Below are 18,748 nucleotides of genomic sequence, written 5' to 3' on the forward strand. Positions count from 1 at the left end.
GCGGGCCTGTACCTCCTCCCGAAGGAAAAGGCCAGCCCCGCGTCCGAACTTTTTCGACTCTAGAGTCGGTGACTGCCCTTAGCCCGCCGATTCCGGCGACTTGTGGGTGTCCACACGCTCGATGACCTTCCAGGTCTTGAGCTTGGAAATCGGAGCGGTCTCTTCGATACGGACCGTTTCGCCTTCCTTGTAGACATTGCCCTCGTCATGGGCATGGTACTTCTTCGACCGGCGGATGATCTTGCCGTAGAGCGCATGCTTAACCTTGCGCTCCACGCGAACCACCACCGTCTTGTCGGTCTTGTCGGAAACCACCGTTCCCGTCAGCACGCGCTTGGGCATCGTGTGTTTCCTTTACTTCGCGGCCGAGCGCGAACGCTCGGTCTGCAGGGTCTTGATCTGCGCGATCGAACGACGGACTTCACGAACGCGGCTGGGCTTTTCCAGCTGGTTGGTGGCCGCCTGGAAACGCAGATTGAACTGCTCGCGCTTCAGGTTGTTCAGCTCGGTCGACAGCTCGTCGTCCGACTTGGTCTTGAGGTCTGCAACGTTGGCCACAGCTTAACCCTCCAGGTGCGAGGTGTCGCCGAGGCGGGCAACGACCTTCGTCTTGATGGGCAGCTTCATCGCGGCGCGCGAGAAGGCCTCTGCTGCGAGCGGACCGGGAACGCCGTCCAGTTCGAACAGGATACGGCCGGGAGCGACGCGAGCCGCCCAATATTCGACCGAACCCTTGCCCTTGCCCTGGCGGACTTCAGCCGGCTTCTTGGTGACCGGAACGTCGGGGAACACGCGGATCCACAGACGACCCTGACGGCGCAGGTGGCGCTGGATCGCGCGGCGAGCCGCTTCGATCTGGCGCGCGGTGATCCGCTCGGGCTCCAGAGCCTTGAGACCGTAGGCGCCGAAGTTCAGCGCAGTGCCGCCCTTCGCATCGCCCTTGATCCGACCCTTGAAGGTCTTGCGGAACTTCATCTTCTTCGGTTGCAGCATGACGCTATTACCTTCTTATTCTCAGCGCGCCGGGCGCACGCCGGAGGTCTGAGCCTCCAGCATCAGCCGGTCGGTAGCCATCGGATCATGGCCGAGGATCTCGCCCTTGAAGATCCAGACCTTGATGCCGCAAACGCCATAGGCGGTGTGCGCCGTGGCTTCGGCATAGTCGACGTTCGCACGCAGGGTGTGCAGCGGAACGCGGCCTTCACGATACCATTCGACACGCGCGATCTCCGCGCCGCCCAGACGGCCGCCGCAGGTGATCTTGATGCCTTCGGCGCCCAGACGGAGAGCCGACTGCACCGCACGCTTCATGGCGCGACGGAAGGCAACGCGGCGTTCCAGCTGGTCGGCGATGCCCTGTGCGACGAGCTTCGAATCGATTTCCGGCTTGCGGATTTCGACGATGTTCAGCGACACGTCCGACGAGGTGAAGGCACCCAGCTTCTTGCGAAGCTTTTCGATGTCTGCACCCTTCTTGCCGATGATGACACCGGGGCGGGCAGCGTAGATCGACACGCGGCACAGCTTGGCCGGACGCTCGATCACGACCTTCGAGATCGCGGCCTGCGGCAGGTTCTTCATGATGTACTGGCGGATCTTGAGATCTTCCAGCAGCAGGCGACCATAGTCGGCGCCTTCGGCGAACCAGCGGCTGTCCCAGGTACGGTTGATCTGCAGACGCAGACCGATCGGGTTGCTCTTGTGACCCATGTGCTTACGCCTCCGCTTCTTCGCCAGCTTCACGCACGACGATGCGCACGCGGCTGAAGGGCTTGAGGATCCGGGTCGACTTGCCGCGGCCGCGAGCGTGGAAGCGCTTCAGGGTGAAGCTCTTGCCCACCGATGCTTCCGCGACGACCAGGGCGTCGACGTCCAGATTGTGGTTGTTTTCCGCATTGGCGATGGCCGAAGCCAGCACCTTGCGCACGTCGACAGCCATCGCCTTCTTCGAGAAGGCGAGGATGTTGAGCGCGTCCTCGACCTTGCGGCCGCGGATCAGCGTGGCGACCAGGTTCAGCTTCTGGGCCGAACCACGGATCTGCGTGCCGACGGCGAGCGCTTCATTGTCGGCGACGCGACGGGGAGCCTTTTCCTTGCTCATTAGCGCTTGCCCTTCTTGTCGGCAGCGTGACCGGGGAAGAAGCGGGTCGGAGCGAATTCGCCCAGCTTGTGACCCACCATATCCTCGTTCACGAGAACCGGAACATGCTTGCGGCCGTTATAGACGTTGAACGTCAGACCAACGAACTGCGGCAGGATGGTCGAACGGCGCGACCAGGTCTTGATCGGACCCGAGCGGCCATTGCTTTCCTGCGCGACTTCCGCCTTCTTCAGAAGGCTGAGGTCCACGAACGGACCTTTCCAGACGGAACGAGCCATCTCGCTTACCTCTTCTTCTTCGCGTGGCGGCTACGGATGATGAACTTGTCCGTTGCCTTGTTGTGACGGGTGCGCGCACCCTTGGTCGGCTTGCCCCACGGGGTGACCGGGTGACGGCCGCCCGAGGTCCGGCCTTCACCACCACCATGCGGGTGATCGACCGGGTTCTTCGCAACACCGCGCGTCAGAGGACGGATGCCGTTCCAACGGTTGCGGCCAGCCTTGGCAAGGTTGGTGTTGCCATTGTCGGGGTTCGACACGGCGCCAACGGTGCCCATGCAGTCCGAACGGATGTAGCGCTGCTCACCCGACGACAGACGCACCATGACCATGCCACGGTCGCGACCGACCAGCTGGGCATAGGTGCCTGCCGAACGGCAGAGCTGCGCGCCCTTGCCCGGCTTCATCTCGATGTTGTGGATGATCGTGCCGACCGGCATCTGACCCAGTTCCATCGCATTGCCCGGCTTCACGTCGGTCTTCTTGCCCGCGATGACCTTGTCACCGGGCGCCAGACGCTGCGGCGCAATGATGTACGCCTGCGTGCCGTCGGGATAGTTCACCAGCGCGATGAAGGCGGTGCGGTTGGGGTCATATTCCAGACGCTCGACCGTACCTTCAACATCCCACAGGCGACGCTTGAAGTCGATGATACGATAGCGCTGCTTGTGACCGCCACCGATACCACGCGAAGTGACATGGCCCTTGTTGTTACGACCACCGGTCTTGCGCTTGCCTTCGGTCAGCGCCTTGACGGGCTTGCCCTTGTGCAGGCTCGACTTGTCGACGAGGATCAGGCCGCGCTGGGCCGGGCTCGTCGGATTATAGTGCTTGAGTGCCATCTATCTCGCCTCAAATACCGGTGGTGACGTCGATGGACTGACCTTCGGCCAGCGTGACGATCGCCTTCTTCACGTCGTTGCGCTTGTAGGGCTTGCCCTTCCAGCGCTTGACCTTGCCCTTCTGCACCAGCGTGTTGACCGCCTTGACGGTCACGCCGAACAGCGCCTCGACGGCAGCCTTGATCTCAGGCTTCGATGCGTCGTTGGCGACCTGGAAAACAACGGCGTTGTTTTCCGAGAGAAGGGTCGACTTCTCGGTGATGACCGGCGCGACAACGACGTCGAAGTGACGGTTGTCCACGGTCGCGGCTTCTTTCTTAGCCATTGAAACGGGCCTCCAGCTTTTCGACCGCGGCGCGGGTGAGCACCAGCGAGTCGGCCTTCAGGATGTCGTAGACGTTGGCACCAACGGCCGGCAGCAGGTTGACGCCGACGATGTTGGCCGAAGCCTTGGCGAAGCTGACGTTCACGGCGTCGCCGTCGATGAACAGAACCTTGTTCAGGTTCAGCTTGGCCAGGTTGGCGACCAGCGCCTTGGTCTTGCCTTCGGCAACGTCGAGATTGTCGAGAATGATCAGCGAACCATCCTTGACCTTCGACGACAGCGCCATCTTCAGACCCAGCGCGCGAACCTTCTTGTTCAGCGAGGGGTTGAAGTCGCGAACGCGGGCACCGTGAGCCTTACCACCGCCGATGAAGACGGGAGCGCGGCGATCGCCGTGACGAGCGGTTCCGCCGCCCTTCTGGCGACCGAACTTCTTGCCGGTGCGGGCGACATCCGAACGCTCGCGCGTGCCGCGGGCAGTGCCACGACGCTTTTCGAGCTGCCAGGTGACGACGCGGTGCAGAATGTCGGCGCGGGGCTCGAGGCCGAAAACGGCATCGTTGAGCTCCAACTCACCGGCAGCTGCGGCGTCGAGGGTCTGTACATTGACCTTCATGGTTTAGCCCTCCTGGCCTTCGGTCGCTTCGGGAGCGGCCGCTTCCGCGGGCGTCTCGGCCGGCGCGGCATTGCTGTTTGCAGCCTGCTTCAGGCTGGCGGGATAGGGCGCGTCGGCGTGACGGGGAACCTTCACGGCGTCGCTGACGGTCAGCCACGTGCCCTTGGCGCCCGGAACCGAACCCTTGACGAACAGCAGACCACGCTCGACGTCCGTGCGGACGATCTCGAGATTCTGCTGGGTCCGCTCACGATCACCCATGTGACCGGCCATCTTCTTGTTCTTGAAGACGCGGCCCGGATCCTGACGGTTACCGGTCGAACCATGCGCACGGTGGCTGATTGACACGCCGTGGGTGGCGCGCATACCGCCGAAGCCCCAGCGCTTCATAGCACCGGCAAAGCCCTTACCCTGGGTGTGACCGGCAACGTCGACCAGCTGGCCAGCGACGAAGTGGTCAGCGGCGATTTCAGCGCCGACGTCGAGGAGCGCATCCTCGGCGACGCGGAATTCGACCAGACGCGCCTTGGGCTCAACTTCCGCCTTGGCGAAGTGACCGCGCTGCGGCTTGGCGACATTCTTGGCCTTGGCAACGCCAGCACCCAGCTGAAGGGCGACATAACCGTCGCGCTCGACTTCCTTACGTGCGACGACCTGCGTACCCTCAAGGCTGAGGACCGTGACGGGGACGTGACGTCCGTCGTCCTGGAACAGGCGGGTCATCCCGACTTTCTTAGCGATCACGCCAGTGCGCATCACTGATTACTCCCATAGAGGCCCGCCATAGCAGCGGGCGTATCCAACGAAAAAACCGCTCAGCATCTCTGCTTCGCGGCCCAACCCAATGCATAGATCACCCCGTCCGGGTTGGATGCCGATCCCTCTCGGGAAAGGCGACGGGGGACCAGGACCACGCGCCTTGGCCGGTTCACCGGCGGGCCGTGCGGTATCCCTTGTGTCGTTTGAGCTTCCGCCTCTCCAGAGAAGAGGAACAGAATACCCGATACCCCGCCTACCTTACGGAAGGCGGGGACTTGCCGACCTTAGGCCAGCTTGATTTCGACGTTCACGCCGGCAGCCAGGTCCAGCTTCATCAGCGCGTCGACCGTCTGCGGCGTCGGCTGCACAATGTCAAGCATACGCTTGTAGGTGCGGACTTCGAACTGCTCGCGCGACTTCTTGTCGATGTGCGGACCACGGTTGACCGTGAACTTTTCGATGCGCGTCGGAAGAGGAATCGGACCGCGAATGAGGGCGCCGGTGCGGCGGGCGGTTTCGGCGATGTCGCCGGTCGCCTGATCGAGCACGCGATGATCGAACGCCTTGAGGCGAATGCGGATGTTGCTGTCCATTGTTCCTGTACCGATGCGAAAGAGCCAATAACCAGCGCATTTTCATGAATCAGCCGGAGCAGCCGTTGATTTACAAAAACACGCCAACAAAAAAATATCCGCCCCGTTTTGCCCTTCTAGCTCATTCGAGCCGGAGAAAGGCGATCCGGGGCGGGTAAAAAACTTCAGCGGCGCGAATCGGGCGATTCGCGCCGCTGCGGTCCTATATTACTTCGAGATCGTGCCGACAACCCCTGCGCCGACGGTACGACCGCCTTCACGGATGGCGAAGCGCAGACCCGAGTCCATGGCGATCGGAGCGATCAGCTTGACGCCGAGCTTCACGTTGTCGCCAGGCATGACCATCTCGGTGCCCTCGGGGAGGATCACTTCGCCGGTCACGTCGGTGGTGCGGAAGTAGAACTGCGGACGATAGTTCGCGAAGAACGGGGTGTGACGGCCGCCTTCTTCCTTCGACAGCACGTAGACTTCGGCGTCGAATTCGGTGTGCGGGGTGACCGAGCCGGGCTTGGCCAGAACCTGACCACGCTCAACTTCTTCACGGCCCACGCCACGGATCAGCGCACCGATGTTGTCGCCGGCCTGGCCCTGATCGAGCAGCTTGCGGAACATTTCGACGCCGGTGACGGTGGTCTTCTTGGTGGGCTTGATGCCGACGATTTCGACTTCTTCACCAACCTTGACGATGCCGGTTTCGACGCGGCCGGTCACGACGGTACCACGACCCGAGATCGAGAACACGTCTTCGATCGGCATCAGGAAGGGCTTGTCGACCGGACGGTCGGGCTGCGGGATCCAGCTGTCGACGGCAGCCATCAGCTTCAGAACGGCGTCGTGGCCGATTTCCGGGGTCTTGTCCTGCAGGGCAGCGACAGCCGAACCGGCGATGACGGGAATGTTGTCGCCGTCGAAGTCGTACGAGCTCAGCAGCTCGCGGATTTCCAGCTCGACCAGCTCGAGGATTTCGGCGTCGTCGACCAGGTCGACCTTGTTCATGAACACGACCAGCTGGGGAACGCCGACCTGCTTGGCGAGCAGGATGTGCTCACGGGTCTGCGGCATCGGGCCGTCGGTAGCCGAAACGACCAGGATCGCGCCGTCCATCTGGGCGGCACCGGTGATCATGTTCTTGACGTAGTCAGCGTGACCCGGACAGTCGACGTGCGCGTAGTGACGGGCTTCGGTCTCATACTCGACGTGGGCGGTCGAGATGGTGATACCGCGCTCGCGCTCTTCGGGAGCCTTGTCGATGTTGTCGTACGAGGTGAAGGTCGCACCGCCGGTTTCGGCGAGAACCTTGGTGATCGCCGCGGTCAGCGAGGTCTTACCATGGTCAACGTGACCGATGGTGCCGATGTTGCAGTGCGGCTTATTCCGCTCAAACTTAGCCTTAGCCATTTTATCCTACCTTCTAATCAAAATCAGCTTGGGTCTGACCGCTCGGCCGCGCCTCGCGAAGGCGCGTCCATAGCAGCATATTCACAGATTACCAGCCCCTATCCGAGCCGATTGCACGGCCCGGACAGGGAAACTCGTCAGGCCATCTTCGCCTTGACTTCGTCCGCAACATTCTGCGGCACTTCGTCATAGTGCGAGAAGATCATCGAGTAGTTCGCGCGGCCCTGGGTGAAGGAACGCAGCGAGTTCACATAGCCGAACATGTTGGCCAGCGGGACCATCGCCTCGACCACCTGCGCGTTGCCGCGCGTATCGGTGCCCTGGATCTGGCCACGACGGCTGTTCATGTCGCCGATGACGTCGCCCAGATATTCTTCCGGGGTCACGACTTCGACCTTCATGACCGGCTCGAGCAGGGTGATGCCCGACTTCTGCGCCGCTTCGCGCATTGCGGCGCGGCCGGTGATTTCGAACGCCAGCGCCGACGAGTCGACGTCATGGTACGCACCGTCATAGAGCAGCACTTCGAAGTCGATGATCGGGAAGCCGATCAGCGAACCGGTGGCAGCGGTTTCGCGCATGCCCTTTTCGATCGCGGGGATATATTCCTTGGGAATGTTACCGCCCTTGATCTCGTCCTTGAAGACGAAGCCCGAACCACGCTCGCCGGGGGTCAGCTTGACCTTGATACGGCCGAACTGACCGGTACCGCCCGACTGCTTCTTGTGGGTGTAGTCGACGTCGACGGCCTTCTTGAGATACTCGCGATAGGCCACCTGCGGCGCACCGACATTCGCCTCGACCTTGAACTCGCGCTTCATGCGGTCGACCAGGATTTCGAGGTGAAGTTCGCCCATGCCCTTGATGATGGTCTGGCCCGATTCGTGATCGGTCGAGACGCGGAACGAGGGATCTTCAGCGGCCAGGCGGTTGAGGGCGACGCCCATCTTTTCCTGGTCGGCCTTGGTCTTGGGTTCCACCGACAGTTCGATGACCGGCTCGGGGAATTCCATCCGCTCCAGGATGATCGGCTGGCGCTCGGCGCACAGCGTATCACCGGTGGTGGTTTCCTTCATGCCGGCCAGCGCGACGATGTCGCCGGCATAGGCGGTGTCGATGTCTTCACGGCTGTTCGCATGCATGAGGAGCATACGGCCGATCTTTTCCTTCTTGTCCTTCACCGAGTTCAGGTAGGTGCCCTTGGTCAGGGTGCCCGAATAGATGCGCAGGAAGGTCAGCGAGCCGACGAACGGGTCGTTCATGATCTTGAACGCCAGGCCCGAGAAGGGCGCGTCGTCCGAGGTCGGACGGCTGTCGGGGGTTTCGCCGTCCATCTTGACGCCCTGGACGTCTTCGATGTCGAGCGGGCTCGGCAGATAGTCGACGACGGCGTCGAGCAGCGGCTGAACGCCCTTGTTCTTGAACGCTGAACCGCACAGCACCGGCACGAAGGCGTGACCCAGCGTACCCTTGCGGATCAGCTTCTTGAGGGTCGCGGTGTCGGGCAGATTGCCTTCCAGATAGGCTTCCATCGCGGCATCGTCCTGCTCGACGGCAAGCTCGATCAGCTTTTCGCGATATTCGGCAGCCTTGTCGGCGAGGTCGGCCGGAATTTCTTCATAGTAGAATTCGGCGCCCAGGCTCTCATCCTTCCAGATGATCGCGCGGTTCTCGACCAGGTCGACCAGGCCCTTGAAGTCCGACTCTGCGCCGATGGGCAGATACAGGACGGCCGGGGTCGCGCCCAGACGGTCGATGATCGTCTGCACGCAATAATAGAAGTCGGCACCGGTGCGGTCGAGCTTGTTGATGAAGCACATCCGCGGAACCTTGTACTTGTCCGCCTGGCGCCACACGGTTTCCGACTGCGGCTCAACGCCGGCAACGCCGTCGAACGCGGCAACCGCACCGTCGAGCACGCGCAGCGAGCGTTCGACTTCAATGGTGAAGTCGACGTGGCCGGGGGTGTCGATGATGTTCAGGCGATGGTCGTTCCAGATGCAGGTCGTTGCAGCCGAGGTGATGGTGATACCACGCTCCTGCTCCTGCTCCATCCAGTCCATGGTCGCGGCGCCGTCATGGACTTCGCCGATCTTGTAGGACTTGCCGGTGTAGTAAAGGATACGCTCGGTCGTGGTGGTCTTGCCGGCGTCGATATGCGCCATGATACCGAAATTGCGATAGCGTTCGAGCGGATGGCTGCGGGCCATGATGCTTCTCCGTTGCCGGCGCGCCGGCGGTTGGGGATTCGTTAATTCTGCGCGTGGCCCCTAAACCAATCCGTTCGCCATGGGTAGCCACCCACGGCGAACGGACCGATTTTGGAAACCAAATAACAAGGCGGGCACATAAGCGCCCGCCCTGCTGTTACCAGCGGTAGTGCGAGAAGGCGCGGTTCGCTTCCGCCATGCGGTGCGTATCTTCGCGCTTCTTGACGGCATTGCCGCGGTTGTTGGCAGCGTCCAGCAGCTCACCCGACAGACGGGCAGCCATGGTGGTTTCGCTGCGGTTGCGCGAAGCCGTGATCAGCCAGCGGATCGCCAGCGCCTGGGCGCGCTCGGGGCGCACTTCGACGGGGACCTGGTAAGTCGCACCGCCGACGCGGCGGCTGCGGACTTCGATGCCGGGCTTCACATTGTTCAGCGCGTCATGGAACATGCCGATCGGGTCCTTCTTGGACTTCGCTTCGACAGTGTCGAGCGCACCGTAAACGATGGACTCGGCGACGGCCTTCTTGCCGTCCTGCATGATGCTGTTCATGAACTTCGACAGCACGATATCACCGAACTTGGGATCCGGCAGGATAACGCGCTTTTCGGGGCGACGACGACGTGACATATTACTGTTCTCCCCTTACTTCGGACGCTTGGCGCCGTACTTCGAACGGCTCTGCTTGCGATCCTTGACGCCCTGGGTATCCAGAACGCCGCGAAGAACGTGATAGCGCACGCCCGGAAGATCTCGCACACGGCCGCCACGGATCAGCACGACGCTGTGTTCCTGGAGGTTGTGGCCTTCACCCGGGATGTAGGTGATGACTTCGCGCTGGTTGACCAGACGCACCTTCGCCACCTTACGGAGAGCCGAGTTCGGCTTCTTCGGGGTCGTCGTGTAGACGCGGGTGCAAACGCCACGCTTCTGCGGGTTCGCATCCATCGCAGGGACCTTGGACTTGGTCTTCTGCAGTTCGCGGCCCTTACGGACCAGCTGGTTGATTGTTGGCATGAAGCCCTTCACCTTTTCAGTTACTTTACCGGACGCCACCTGCGTTCCTGACCGGCCGGAATCACGAAAATTCCGAACGGCAAAGGCCCCCGACGGACAAGATCCGCCCGGAGCCGCAGGGACAGCCGATAATGTTCAGCTCTAGTGCTTGCCCCGGAAAGCGGCGGGAAAACGAGTCTTCCAGACGCATAGCGCGGGGCAGCGGCCCTATAGCGACGGGGGACGGAAGGGTCAAGCACGGCGCCCGAAGGCGCACGGAGATGCGCGCGCCACATAGTGAATGACATTTTATCATTTTGCTAACATGCTGCAGATTATGGGATCTTTCCCCGCAGCCCCATATCCAGATGGACCAGTCGTGATTGCACTTTCCCGCATTAGCGGCGAGTTCCACAGCCCGGAACGGGAGGCCGCCTTCCAGGCCGATCGACTGCCCGAATCGCGTCGCCACGCCCATCTGCTCTTCGCCTTGTCGGCGCTGCTCAACACCCTCTTCCTGCTGAGCGACTGGCGCTTTGCCGGGACGCCCCATTTCTGGGTCGCGGTGCCCGCCCGCCTGGTCGTGGTGTTCTGGTCACTCGTCAGCCTGGGCCTGTGCCGCTACATGCACAGCTTCAAGGCAGTCGAGCGCATCTGTTTCGTCTGGCAATGCATCACCGCCATCGGTGTCGCCTTCCTCGTCTCCTCGCGCAGCGACATCGCCATCTTCGTTCTGGTGATGCTGCCGCTCGTCTTCTACCTGGTGGTGCCGACCAGCTTCCGGGGAAATGTCGGCGGCGGCCTGGGCTGCGGCGTCGCGCTGCTGATCGGTTATCTGGCCCCTGCGCCTCTATCGCCGACCATGCCCGGCATGATCATGGCGGTGCTGATGCTCCATTGCGGCATGTGGATCGCGATCGCCCGCACCAACCGGTTGCAGCGCCTGGAATGGACCGCCAGCCAGGACGCGCAGGCCGCCCGCGTCGCCCTCGCCGCCAATGGCGAAGCGCTCGAACGGCTGTTCATGACGGTGCCGTTGCCGCTGATCGTTATCCGCGACGACGGCACCGTCCTGCGCATGAACGATTCCGCCACACGCAACCTGGGCACCGCAGACGATGTCGCCCGGCTGGCGCTGATCGTCGACCATGCCCCGCCGCTGCGCCTGCTTGACCGACTGACGCGGGGCGACAGCATCGACAATGACGAATGCTGCCTCGCCAATGACGAAGGCATCATCCGCGATGTCCTGCTGGGTGCCCGCCCGATCCTGCTCGCCGGCGAACAATGTATCCTCGCCAGCATCGTCGACATCACCGACCGCAAGCAGGCCGAACGCCATCTTGCCCATCTGGCGATGACCGACGCCCTGACCGGCCTCGCCAACCGATCCCATTTCATGGCCAGCCTGATGCAGGCGGCCCAGTCGACCGAACGATCCGGCGGCCAGATGGCGGTCGTGCTGATCGACGTCGACGAATTCAAGCGGATCAACGACAGCGCAGGTCATGATGCGGGCGACGCTCTGCTGTGCGCCGTGGCGGAACGGCTGCGCGACTCGGTGCGCCCCGCCGACATGATCGCCCGGATGGGCGGCGACGAGTTCGCCGTCATCCTCACCCGCCTGCGCGGCCTGGCCGACCTCGACACCATCCTCAGCCGCATGATCGCGCGCCTGCACATGCCGCTGCGCCATGGCGGGCGCGACATTGATTGCCGCGTCAGCATGGGCGTCGCCCTCTATCCCGACCATGCCGGCGACATGATCGACCTGATGAAGCATGCCGACATCGCGCTGTATGAGGCGAAGAATAGCGGACGCGGGCGCGCCTGCCTGTTCGAGCCCGGCCTGCTGGAAAGCTGGCAGACCGAGGCGCGGATGCTGGAGCGGGCACGCGATGCGCTCGCCCATGCCCAGCCCGTGCCCTGGTATCAGCCCAAGGTCGACCTGCAAGACGGCCGCGTCATCGGCTTCGAGGCGCTGCTGCGCTGCGTCCGTCCGGACGGCACGCTGATGATGCCCGACCAGATATTGGCCGCCTTCGAACATCCCGAACTGGGCCGGAAGATCACCGAACGGATGATCGACCAGGTGCTGGCCGATTGCCGGGCCTGGACCAGCGCCGGCATCGATTTCGGCCATGTCGCGGTCAATGTCCCCGGCGTCGAACTGCACGACCGCGCCTTCCCCGACCGGTTGCTCGCCCGCCTCGCCCATGCCGATGTCGAACCGCGCCGGATCGAGCTGGAAGTCACCGAATCCGTCTTCCTTGGCCGCAATGTCGATGTGGTGGAACGCAATCTTCAGCGCCTCAGCCAGGCGGGCATGGCCATCGCCCTCGACGATTTCGGCACCGGCTATGCCTCGCTGTCCCACCTCAAGCAGTTTCCGATCGACGTCATCAAGATCGACAAGGGCTTCGTGCGCGACCTGGAAACCGACCCGGACGATGCCGCCATCGTGCGCACCGTGCTCAATCTCGCCTACAGCCTGGGCGTGAAGACCGTCGCCGAAGGCGTCGAAACGATTGAACAACTGGAATATTTGCGATCAGGTGGTTGCCATTATGGCCAGGGCTATTATTGGAGCGCTGCCGTTCCGGCATCGCAATTACCCAGCTTTCTTGAGCCTTCCCGCTTCGCCCGCCGAAGCTGAAGCGCATCACGAAAAATATTTTCAAAGCCAGGGAACCAAATGGGACGAAGATCATTTCGTCCCGGTTTAGCTTCGACTCGTCACGAGTCCGCGGCTGCGGATTCGCGCGTCCGATCTTCTTTTGCTACCGGCCCGACTCACCGAAATAAATAGTTACGGGGTCGCAATTGTCGCAGCGCAAGAAGAAGGGGGTCGCCACCCTCTGGGCCAGGCTCAGTGCCTTGTGCCCGGAGCGGGAAATCTTCCTGCGCTCGGGCGGCCAGGTAAAGTTCATCCGCATTTCCAAGCGCGCCCAGTTGCTGGCGCTCGGCATCCTGTCGACCGGCCTGGTCGGCTGGGGCGCCGTCACCGTGTCGATGTTGGCGAGCAGCGCTGCCGTCGCTCATGACCGCGCGATGCTGGATGCCAAGGGCGCGGCCGTGGCCAGCAAGGCACGCAAGGTCGATGGCTATCGCAAGTCGGTGAACGACCTCGCCCATGACCTGGAAGCGCGCCAGGACTTCATCGACGATCTGTACAAGACGCATTTTGGCGAGCCCGGCGACGCTGCGGCCAATGCCCCGGTCGGCAAGGCCGACGCCGCGACCGACAAGGCCGCCAATGGCAAGCTCGACACCAAGATCAGCATGGCGCCCGAAGCCGCACCGCTGATGCAGGTCGATGCCCGCCAGCGTCGCTTCGCAGCCCTGCTGACCAGCGCCGTCGAAGCCCGCGCGCAGAAGGCCGCCGCCGCGATCCGCAGCTTCGGCCTCAATCCCGACGCGCTCGCCCGCAACGCGGCCCGCGCCCAGGGTGGCCCGTTCGTCCCCTGGCATGGCGACGAGGATGCGATGCCGGCCGAGCTGGAAAAGCTCGCCACCGCGCTTTCTCGCATGGAATTTCTGGAAACCAGCCTGCTGCGCATCCCGTCGGGCCAGCCGACCGGCACGCCGATGCTCAGCAGTTCCTATGGCTATCGTCGCGACCCGTTCAACGGCCACGCCGCCTTCCATGCCGGGCTCGACTTTCCCGGCCGCTATGGCCAGCCGATCCTGGCCGCCGCCCCCGGCAAGGTCAGCTATGTCGGCCAGCGCAGCGGCTATGGCAATGTCGTGGAGGTCACCCATGGCAATGGCATCATGACCCGCTACGCCCATCTGTCCGGCTTCAACGCCCGTGTCGGCCAGCAGGTCGCGCGCGGTGACCAGATCGCCCGCATGGGCTCCACCGGCCGCTCGACCGGCACGCATCTTCATTTCGAGGTGCGCGTCAACGGCGATCCCATCAATCCCCGCCGTTTCCTCGAGGCCCGCAAAGATGTTCTCCAAGTCCAGCAAATCGCCACGGCCCGTCTCGCCGATGTCGGCAACCGGGGCTAAGCACACCCCCTTCTCGCTGATCGGCAGCGACGTGACGATCACCGGCAATCTCGCCGCGACCGTCGACCTGCATGTCGACGGCGTGATCGACGGCGACATTCGCTGCGCCGCGCTGGTCCAGGGCCCCGACAGCCGCATCATCGGCCATGTCACCGCGCAGAGCGCGCGCTTGGCGGGCCTCGTCGACGGATCGATCAGCGCCGAGGAACTGGTGGTCGAAAGCACCGCCCGCATCACCGGCGACGTGACCTATGAGCGGATCACGATTGAGGCCGGCGGCCGGGTCGAGGGTCGCTTTGCCCATAAGGATAATGGCCCGGTCGCGGCCGCCGACCTCAAGCTCATTACCAGCGACAGCGCAGCCTAAGCACTCAGTTGACCGGCGCCCGCCGCCGGTAGCTCAGCGCCTCGGCCACATGCACCCGGCCGACCTGCTCCGCGCCGGCCAGGTCGGCGATCGTGCGCGCCACCCGCAACACCCGCGTATAGCCGCGCGCCGACAGCTTCATCGCGGCGGCGGCCTGTGCCAATAATTGCCGCCCGGCCTCGTCCGGCCCGGCCACATCCTCCAGCCGCTCGCCATCCACCTCGGCATTGGTCCGCACCTTGCTGCCGGCATAGCGCCGGGTCTGTAGCGTGCGCGCCGCCGCGACGCGCGCGGCCACCTCCGCCGATCCCTCGGCCGGCGGCGGCAGCACCAGGTCGGCCGCCGTCACCGCCTGCACCTCGACATGTAGGTCGATGCGATCGAGCAGCGGTCCGGACACCTTCGCCTGATAATCGCTGGCGCAGCGCGGCGCGCGCGAACAGGCCAGGGCCGGGTCGGACAGATGGCCACAGCGACAGGGATTCATCGCCGCGATCATCCCTATAAACAACAGGAACTACTTTGCCTTTGTCCGCTGGAGGCACGCCCGCGGGATTGAGCGCAACGCGGAGCTCACTAAGGACGATATTGATGACCTCGTTAAAGACCTGGAAGTCGGCGGCATCGTCGGATTGCCCCCATATCGGCAGCGGCTCGGAGAACTCATCCAGAAAATTGAGACGGGTGAGTTCGAAATTCCCTTCTATTGCAAAGGGAACAAGAAGTACGCCCGGAAAGAGCCGCTCGCCAATGCGCTCGGCGCACCTCACACACGGAGTCTTCCGGCATCCGTTTCGCATGATTTGGATGACTTCATCCGCGGACAAGGCCTTTCAATCCAACCTCGCAAAGGCGCGGGCCAAGACGATGAGGAAGATGATCTGGTCAACGAAATCGAGGAAGGTGCGCTTTCGGAGAATCGGATAATATCATTCCTGACTGCGCCGCAGTTACTATTCTATTATCGAAAATATCTTACCCATGATCCGATCAAATTCGAGCCGTTTGAAGGCGAGGATGGCATCTCGAAGATTGCTAAATCGATCTGCCGTGTCGCTGCGGAGCGATCTTTTACCACACCAGCATATCAGGCCTGCTTTCTCGTCAATCAAGCAATAACCTGGATCACAACGTATTTTGATGAGATTCGAGATTTTACTAATGATCTCGATGAAACTATTAAAAAGTACGAGGCGCTCAATCATTGGCGGCCCACAGAAGCGGCTTTCAATGAGCGGCTAAGAGAGGATCGGGACAAATACACCACGGCGCCGGGCAGTTGGTGGCCGATCCACCCGTCTTACTTCGCGGCACCTGGTTGGACAACGAATGTCAGTGAATACCGACCGGCGCTGCGTCCGGTCTTATTTGAGTTGCTCGCTACACCTATTTGCGCACTTTGCTCATCCATGGCGCCCGGGCAGCATTACCGTCACTGGCGCGCAGCGAAACCCCGCTGGGACGTTGGTTGACAGGAATGATCGAGCGAGGAGTTCATACGGCCGATCTCGAAAGCGGCCTGTTCGTCCCCGCCAGGCCAAATTTCTATCCGAACGACCATCATCCCGGAATGACGTCGCTGAAATTCTTTGGCGGCTTTGCTCGCTTGAAATCTGGAGTAAATACCTCTGCTGTGACTTGCCGGCGAAATTCGCGAAGGGTGCGAAACGCTTCCAGCATAGCGATAATCTGCCCCTCTGCGGAACTCTCCGTCCATCTTCGAAGAAACGTCTTGAAGCCGATGCCTTCAGCCACCTCAATCCGAAGTTCGTCAAAGAGTGCATACGCGTCGCCTACCGCGCGAAGCCAAGAAGGCTTAACCTGAGCCTCCTCATGGAACGACGTTTCTGGGCTACTATTTGGTCGATAGTCGGTCTTCTCTATGACCACGCCGCGGAGGCGCCGATTGAGGGCGTTCGCGGCATTCCGATAGAGGCGGAGCTTTTCCGCCTCACTTGTCGGACTGGCTTCTAGGTTCTTCCACTTAATAGTGATGGTCCCGGACGTTATGCTTCCAGCGTCGTCGAGCGTCCCCCAACTGATGTCCGCGACGAGCCGCTGACTGTTTCGTCTCACATTTATGAGGCCGATCTTTGCGCCCGGAGGCAATGCTCCGACCCAATCCGGTCTGAAAGGCGACGTCACGTACTCGTAACTTAAAAAGTCGGTTTTCATTGCGTGGACCTGAGTGTGCGGCGCGTCGCCTCAGGCATCAGGAATGCCAAACAGGAGGTGGACCCCCACGATGCATGCTCAAGGCGTGTTTCTTGAGAAGTGTCCGCGACGAGATTCATCTTGAGGCTCCCACTATTTTCCTGTGCATCGGCTTGCCGAAGCGATGGCCGACATTCCCTACGGCCCACGAGGATCAGCACGATGAGCGCCTCTTCCCAAACGAGTGGGTGTGAGGCTGTTCGCTAGGAAGTGTCGGTCCGACCTGCCTATCGAGTGTGCTAACACATAGCGCCATATATGGCGTGGCTATATATGGCGTTGCCGTGATTGCAAGTATTTCGTTGAACGGCCAAGTGTACAGCACGGCCCAAAAGAAGCTCGCAGCGACCATTCGCAGCCTGAGAGAAGCCAAAGGCGTCTCTCAGGAGCGATTCGCGCAACTCGCAAACGTGGAACGCGCTCGTTACGGACGTATCGAGCGAGGGGAGCTCAACATCTCGCTCAACGTCCTATTCGCGTTAGCGGCGGGCCTGGGTGTGAAGCCTTCCGAAATCCTCGGAGAGATCGAGCTCACCGATTGCCAGCCCGACTCGGTTGGTCTTGAACCTGAAGAAACTCGGGCATAGCTTGAGTCTGGGCGGACTTTCGGCGGGAACCAGGGGCTCAAGAGAGCCGGCAGCACGATCGTTGTCGTGATCCGTGGCTAATCGATGGCGAACACCAATGTCCCACCATCTATCAAGAAGTAGAATCCTTCTGACTTGAAGGGAATCGCCAATCGCCAAATCGAAGTTGCGCGACAAGGCAAATCGACGATCTTGTCCGTGGCATCTGACGCTGGATCCGCAACAAGTGCTGCGCGAATTATGCCGCACCACATGGAAACGGGAGGTTGCGGGACGACAGGTATTTCTCGTGGATCAGGTTAGTTGCCGCCCCTGGCCATCCGGCTCGTGCTACTGTTCGCTGTCATCCGTATTAAACAGGTCACGCAGTTGGCCGAGTTCAAGACCGACGAATTCATCGATTGAAAAAACGTTTGGACGGGCGATCGCATACTCGGGTGAACCAACCACAACCAGGACTGGCGGATATCCGCCGTAAGCGGCGGGGTCAGACATATCTCTCCCCAAACTCGCCGCAAACGCGTCGGATCGCATCAGCCCTTCCAAAGAATCTGCTGAAATAATTTGCACCTGCGTCGGATTGATGGAGTTTTCAGCAATCTGTTCAATCATCTTCGCGCCAGCTTCGACAATATCATTTTGCCCGCCAGCGTCGACTATTATCGCCTTAAAGTCAGATTCCAACAACTTCCTTTCGACTTGCTTCAGCGCGATGTCATTGCCTGTGGATGAGACTATCTGGATTAGGTCTAGCATTTCGAAAACCTCAAAAATTTCGAGTGCCACCTTAGTCGCTAATTAGAGCATCTGCGGCCAGACCTCTAAATGTCCCAAAATGAGAAAAGCAACCGCCAACGTTGATCGACAACAAAACCCGCTCAGGCGCTGCCTCATCTCACGTCTGTGACCCCGCCTGTCACAGGTTCTTGAGCGGCACCAGGTGTCTGATGTGTAGCCTCAATGACAAAGTGGCCCCATGGAGCCGTCTTCAGCCCCCTCAGGCCTTGCCGCACACGTTGGCTGTGGCGCTAAGGAAGTGCCGCCTTCGGCGGTTGCGACCAGGGAAGTTCGAATATAAAATTCGAACTTCCCTGGTCACTCAGATTTTATGGCAGCCTATCAATTCGGCGGTGTCAAAAAAAACAGGCTTTTCCGATACCTTAACCCAAATTGATAGGTTTCAGAAACGTGAGAGGCACGCCTTCCTTGGGCAGGTCGGCGGGGGAGAGATTGACGGTGATCCGCTTGGGCGGCAGCGACAGGCCGATCGCGGCGATCGCATTGCGCACCCGCTCGCGGCTTTCGGCCACCGCCTTGTCGGGCAGGCCGACGACGATGAAGGCGGGCAATCCCGGAACAAGCTGGCACTGCACCTCGACCGTGCGCGCCTCCAGGCCCAGATAGGCCACCGTCGAAACCGTCGCTACCAAAGGCCCCGCCCCCTTCTTCC

22 protein-coding genes and 2 pseudogenes are annotated in these 18,748 nt (G+C 61.6%); 5 read left to right on the top strand and 19 right to left on the bottom strand.

Annotation, left to right across the window (positions count from 1 at the left end):
* Nucleotides 1-78: 78 nt before the first annotated feature.
* The 15 genes from rpsQ to rpsL form a co-directional block, all read right to left on the bottom strand.
* Nucleotides 79-342, bottom strand: coding sequence for a 30S ribosomal protein S17 (rpsQ, locus tag HH800_RS19145; protein WP_169861995.1), 264 nt, complete (start codon nucleotides 340-342; stop codon nucleotides 79-81).
* 12 nt (nucleotides 343-354) lie between these two features.
* Nucleotides 355-558 (bottom strand): 50S ribosomal protein L29, encoded by a 204-nt coding sequence (gene rpmC, locus HH800_RS19150; protein WP_004208714.1) that lies wholly within the window; start codon nucleotides 556-558, stop codon nucleotides 355-357.
* Nucleotides 559-561: 3 nt separating this feature from the next.
* The gene (rplP, locus tag HH800_RS19155; RefSeq protein ID WP_004208715.1) at nucleotides 562-993 is read right to left on the bottom strand and encodes a 50S ribosomal protein L16; all 432 of its coding nucleotides are present in this window, start codon (nucleotides 991-993) and stop codon (nucleotides 562-564) included.
* A gap of 21 nt (nucleotides 994-1,014) precedes the next feature.
* Nucleotides 1,015-1,710 (bottom strand): 30S ribosomal protein S3, encoded by a 696-nt coding sequence (gene rpsC, locus HH800_RS19160; RefSeq protein ID WP_004208716.1) that lies wholly within the window; start codon nucleotides 1,708-1,710, stop codon nucleotides 1,015-1,017.
* Between the two features lie 4 nt (nucleotides 1,711-1,714).
* Nucleotides 1,715-2,101 carry a 50S ribosomal protein L22 gene (gene rplV / locus HH800_RS19165; protein ID WP_004208717.1) on the bottom strand — a complete coding sequence of 129 codons (387 nt, stop codon included), beginning with the start codon at nucleotides 2,099-2,101 and terminating at the stop codon, nucleotides 1,715-1,717.
* Nucleotides 2,101-2,379: a 30S ribosomal protein S19 gene (gene rpsS, locus HH800_RS19170; protein ID WP_004208718.1), complete on the bottom strand. Its 279-nt coding sequence runs from the start codon at nucleotides 2,377-2,379 to the stop codon at nucleotides 2,101-2,103. Before rpsS ends, rplV begins: the two co-directional genes overlap by 1 nt.
* 5 nt (nucleotides 2,380-2,384) lie before the next feature.
* Complete coding sequence (rplB, locus tag HH800_RS19175) at nucleotides 2,385-3,221, bottom strand: 50S ribosomal protein L2 (RefSeq protein WP_004208720.1); 837 nt, start codon at nucleotides 3,219-3,221, stop codon at nucleotides 2,385-2,387.
* 10 nt (nucleotides 3,222-3,231) lie between these two features.
* Nucleotides 3,232-3,546 carry a 50S ribosomal protein L23 gene (locus tag HH800_RS19180; RefSeq protein WP_004208721.1) on the bottom strand — a complete coding sequence of 105 codons (315 nt, stop codon included), beginning with the start codon at nucleotides 3,544-3,546 and terminating at the stop codon, nucleotides 3,232-3,234.
* A complete protein-coding gene (gene rplD, locus HH800_RS19185) occupies nucleotides 3,539-4,162 on the bottom strand; it encodes a 50S ribosomal protein L4 (RefSeq protein WP_004208722.1) in 624 nt (207 codons plus the stop codon). The genes HH800_RS19180 and rplD overlap by 8 nt, the downstream gene beginning before the upstream one ends.
* 3 nt (nucleotides 4,163-4,165) lie before the next feature.
* Nucleotides 4,166-4,918 carry a 50S ribosomal protein L3 gene (rplC, locus tag HH800_RS19190; protein WP_004208723.1) on the bottom strand — a complete coding sequence of 251 codons (753 nt, stop codon included), beginning with the start codon at nucleotides 4,916-4,918 and terminating at the stop codon, nucleotides 4,166-4,168.
* Nucleotides 4,919-5,205: 287 nt separating this feature from the next.
* Nucleotides 5,206-5,514 (bottom strand): 30S ribosomal protein S10, encoded by a 309-nt coding sequence (gene rpsJ, locus HH800_RS19195; RefSeq protein ID WP_004208724.1) that lies wholly within the window; start codon nucleotides 5,512-5,514, stop codon nucleotides 5,206-5,208.
* A 207-nt stretch (nucleotides 5,515-5,721) separates the two neighbouring features.
* Nucleotides 5,722-6,912, bottom strand: a complete 1,191-nt coding sequence (gene tuf, locus HH800_RS19200; protein WP_004208725.1) for an elongation factor Tu — start codon at nucleotides 6,910-6,912, stop codon at nucleotides 5,722-5,724.
* Between the two features lie 137 nt (nucleotides 6,913-7,049).
* The gene (fusA, locus tag HH800_RS19205) at nucleotides 7,050-9,122 is read right to left on the bottom strand and encodes an elongation factor G (protein WP_004208726.1); all 2,073 of its coding nucleotides are present in this window, start codon (nucleotides 9,120-9,122) and stop codon (nucleotides 7,050-7,052) included.
* Nucleotides 9,123-9,279: 157 nt separating this feature from the next.
* Nucleotides 9,280-9,750, bottom strand: coding sequence for a 30S ribosomal protein S7 (gene rpsG, locus HH800_RS19210; RefSeq protein WP_004208727.1), 471 nt, complete (start codon nucleotides 9,748-9,750; stop codon nucleotides 9,280-9,282).
* A 15-nt stretch (nucleotides 9,751-9,765) separates the two neighbouring features.
* Nucleotides 9,766-10,137 carry a 30S ribosomal protein S12 gene (rpsL, locus tag HH800_RS19215; protein ID WP_004208728.1) on the bottom strand — a complete coding sequence of 124 codons (372 nt, stop codon included), beginning with the start codon at nucleotides 10,135-10,137 and terminating at the stop codon, nucleotides 9,766-9,768.
* A gap of 358 nt (nucleotides 10,138-10,495) precedes the next feature.
* Between rpsL and HH800_RS19220 the strand changes: the two genes are divergently transcribed.
* From HH800_RS19220 to HH800_RS19230, 3 genes are all read left to right on the top strand, one after another.
* Nucleotides 10,496-12,772: a putative bifunctional diguanylate cyclase/phosphodiesterase gene (locus HH800_RS19220; protein ID WP_169861996.1), complete on the top strand. Its 2,277-nt coding sequence runs from the start codon at nucleotides 10,496-10,498 to the stop codon at nucleotides 12,770-12,772.
* 167 nt (nucleotides 12,773-12,939) lie between these two features.
* Entirely contained in the window at nucleotides 12,940-14,130 is a 1,191-nt protein-coding gene (locus HH800_RS19225; protein ID WP_169861997.1) for a M23 family metallopeptidase, read from the top strand.
* On the top strand, nucleotides 14,111-14,497 hold the full coding sequence (locus HH800_RS19230; protein ID WP_169861998.1) for a bactofilin family protein: 387 nt from the start codon (nucleotides 14,111-14,113) through the stop codon (nucleotides 14,495-14,497). The genes HH800_RS19225 and HH800_RS19230 overlap by 20 nt, the downstream gene beginning before the upstream one ends.
* Before the next feature lie 4 nt (nucleotides 14,498-14,501).
* Here the strand turns inward: HH800_RS19230 and HH800_RS19235 are convergent.
* Nucleotides 14,502-15,002: pseudogene (locus tag HH800_RS19235) on the bottom strand (ATP-binding protein); the annotation flags it as partial.
* Between the two features lie 127 nt (nucleotides 15,003-15,129).
* Between HH800_RS19235 and HH800_RS19240 the strand changes: the two are divergent.
* A complete protein-coding gene (locus HH800_RS19240) occupies nucleotides 15,130-15,969 on the top strand; it encodes a hypothetical protein (RefSeq protein ID WP_169861999.1) in 840 nt (279 codons plus the stop codon).
* An 88-nt stretch (nucleotides 15,970-16,057) separates the two neighbouring features.
* On the opposite strand, the gene HH800_RS19245 is transcribed toward HH800_RS19240, so the two are convergent.
* Nucleotides 16,058-16,672, bottom strand: a complete 615-nt coding sequence (locus HH800_RS19245; protein WP_046761710.1) for a hypothetical protein — start codon at nucleotides 16,670-16,672, stop codon at nucleotides 16,058-16,060.
* Nucleotides 16,673-16,995: 323 nt separating this feature from the next.
* On the opposite strand from HH800_RS19245, the gene HH800_RS19250 reads away from it, so the two are divergent.
* Entirely contained in the window at nucleotides 16,996-17,298 is a 303-nt protein-coding gene (locus tag HH800_RS19250; RefSeq protein ID WP_046762542.1) for a helix-turn-helix domain-containing protein, read from the top strand.
* 330 nt (nucleotides 17,299-17,628) lie between these two features.
* Here the strand turns inward: HH800_RS19250 and HH800_RS19255 are convergent, their stop codons facing one another.
* Together HH800_RS19255 and HH800_RS19260 are read right to left on the bottom strand one after the other, a co-directional pair.
* A complete protein-coding gene (locus tag HH800_RS19255; RefSeq protein ID WP_046761711.1) occupies nucleotides 17,629-18,084 on the bottom strand; it encodes a hypothetical protein in 456 nt (151 codons plus the stop codon).
* Nucleotides 18,085-18,497: 413 nt separating this feature from the next.
* Nucleotides 18,498-18,728: pseudogene (locus HH800_RS19260) on the bottom strand (magnesium chelatase domain-containing protein); the annotation flags it as partial.
* Nucleotides 18,729-18,748 lie beyond the last annotated feature (20 nt).

This window comes from Sphingobium yanoikuyae (assembly GCF_013001025.1).
Classification (GTDB): Bacteria; Pseudomonadota; Alphaproteobacteria; order Sphingomonadales; family Sphingomonadaceae; genus Sphingobium; species Sphingobium yanoikuyae_A.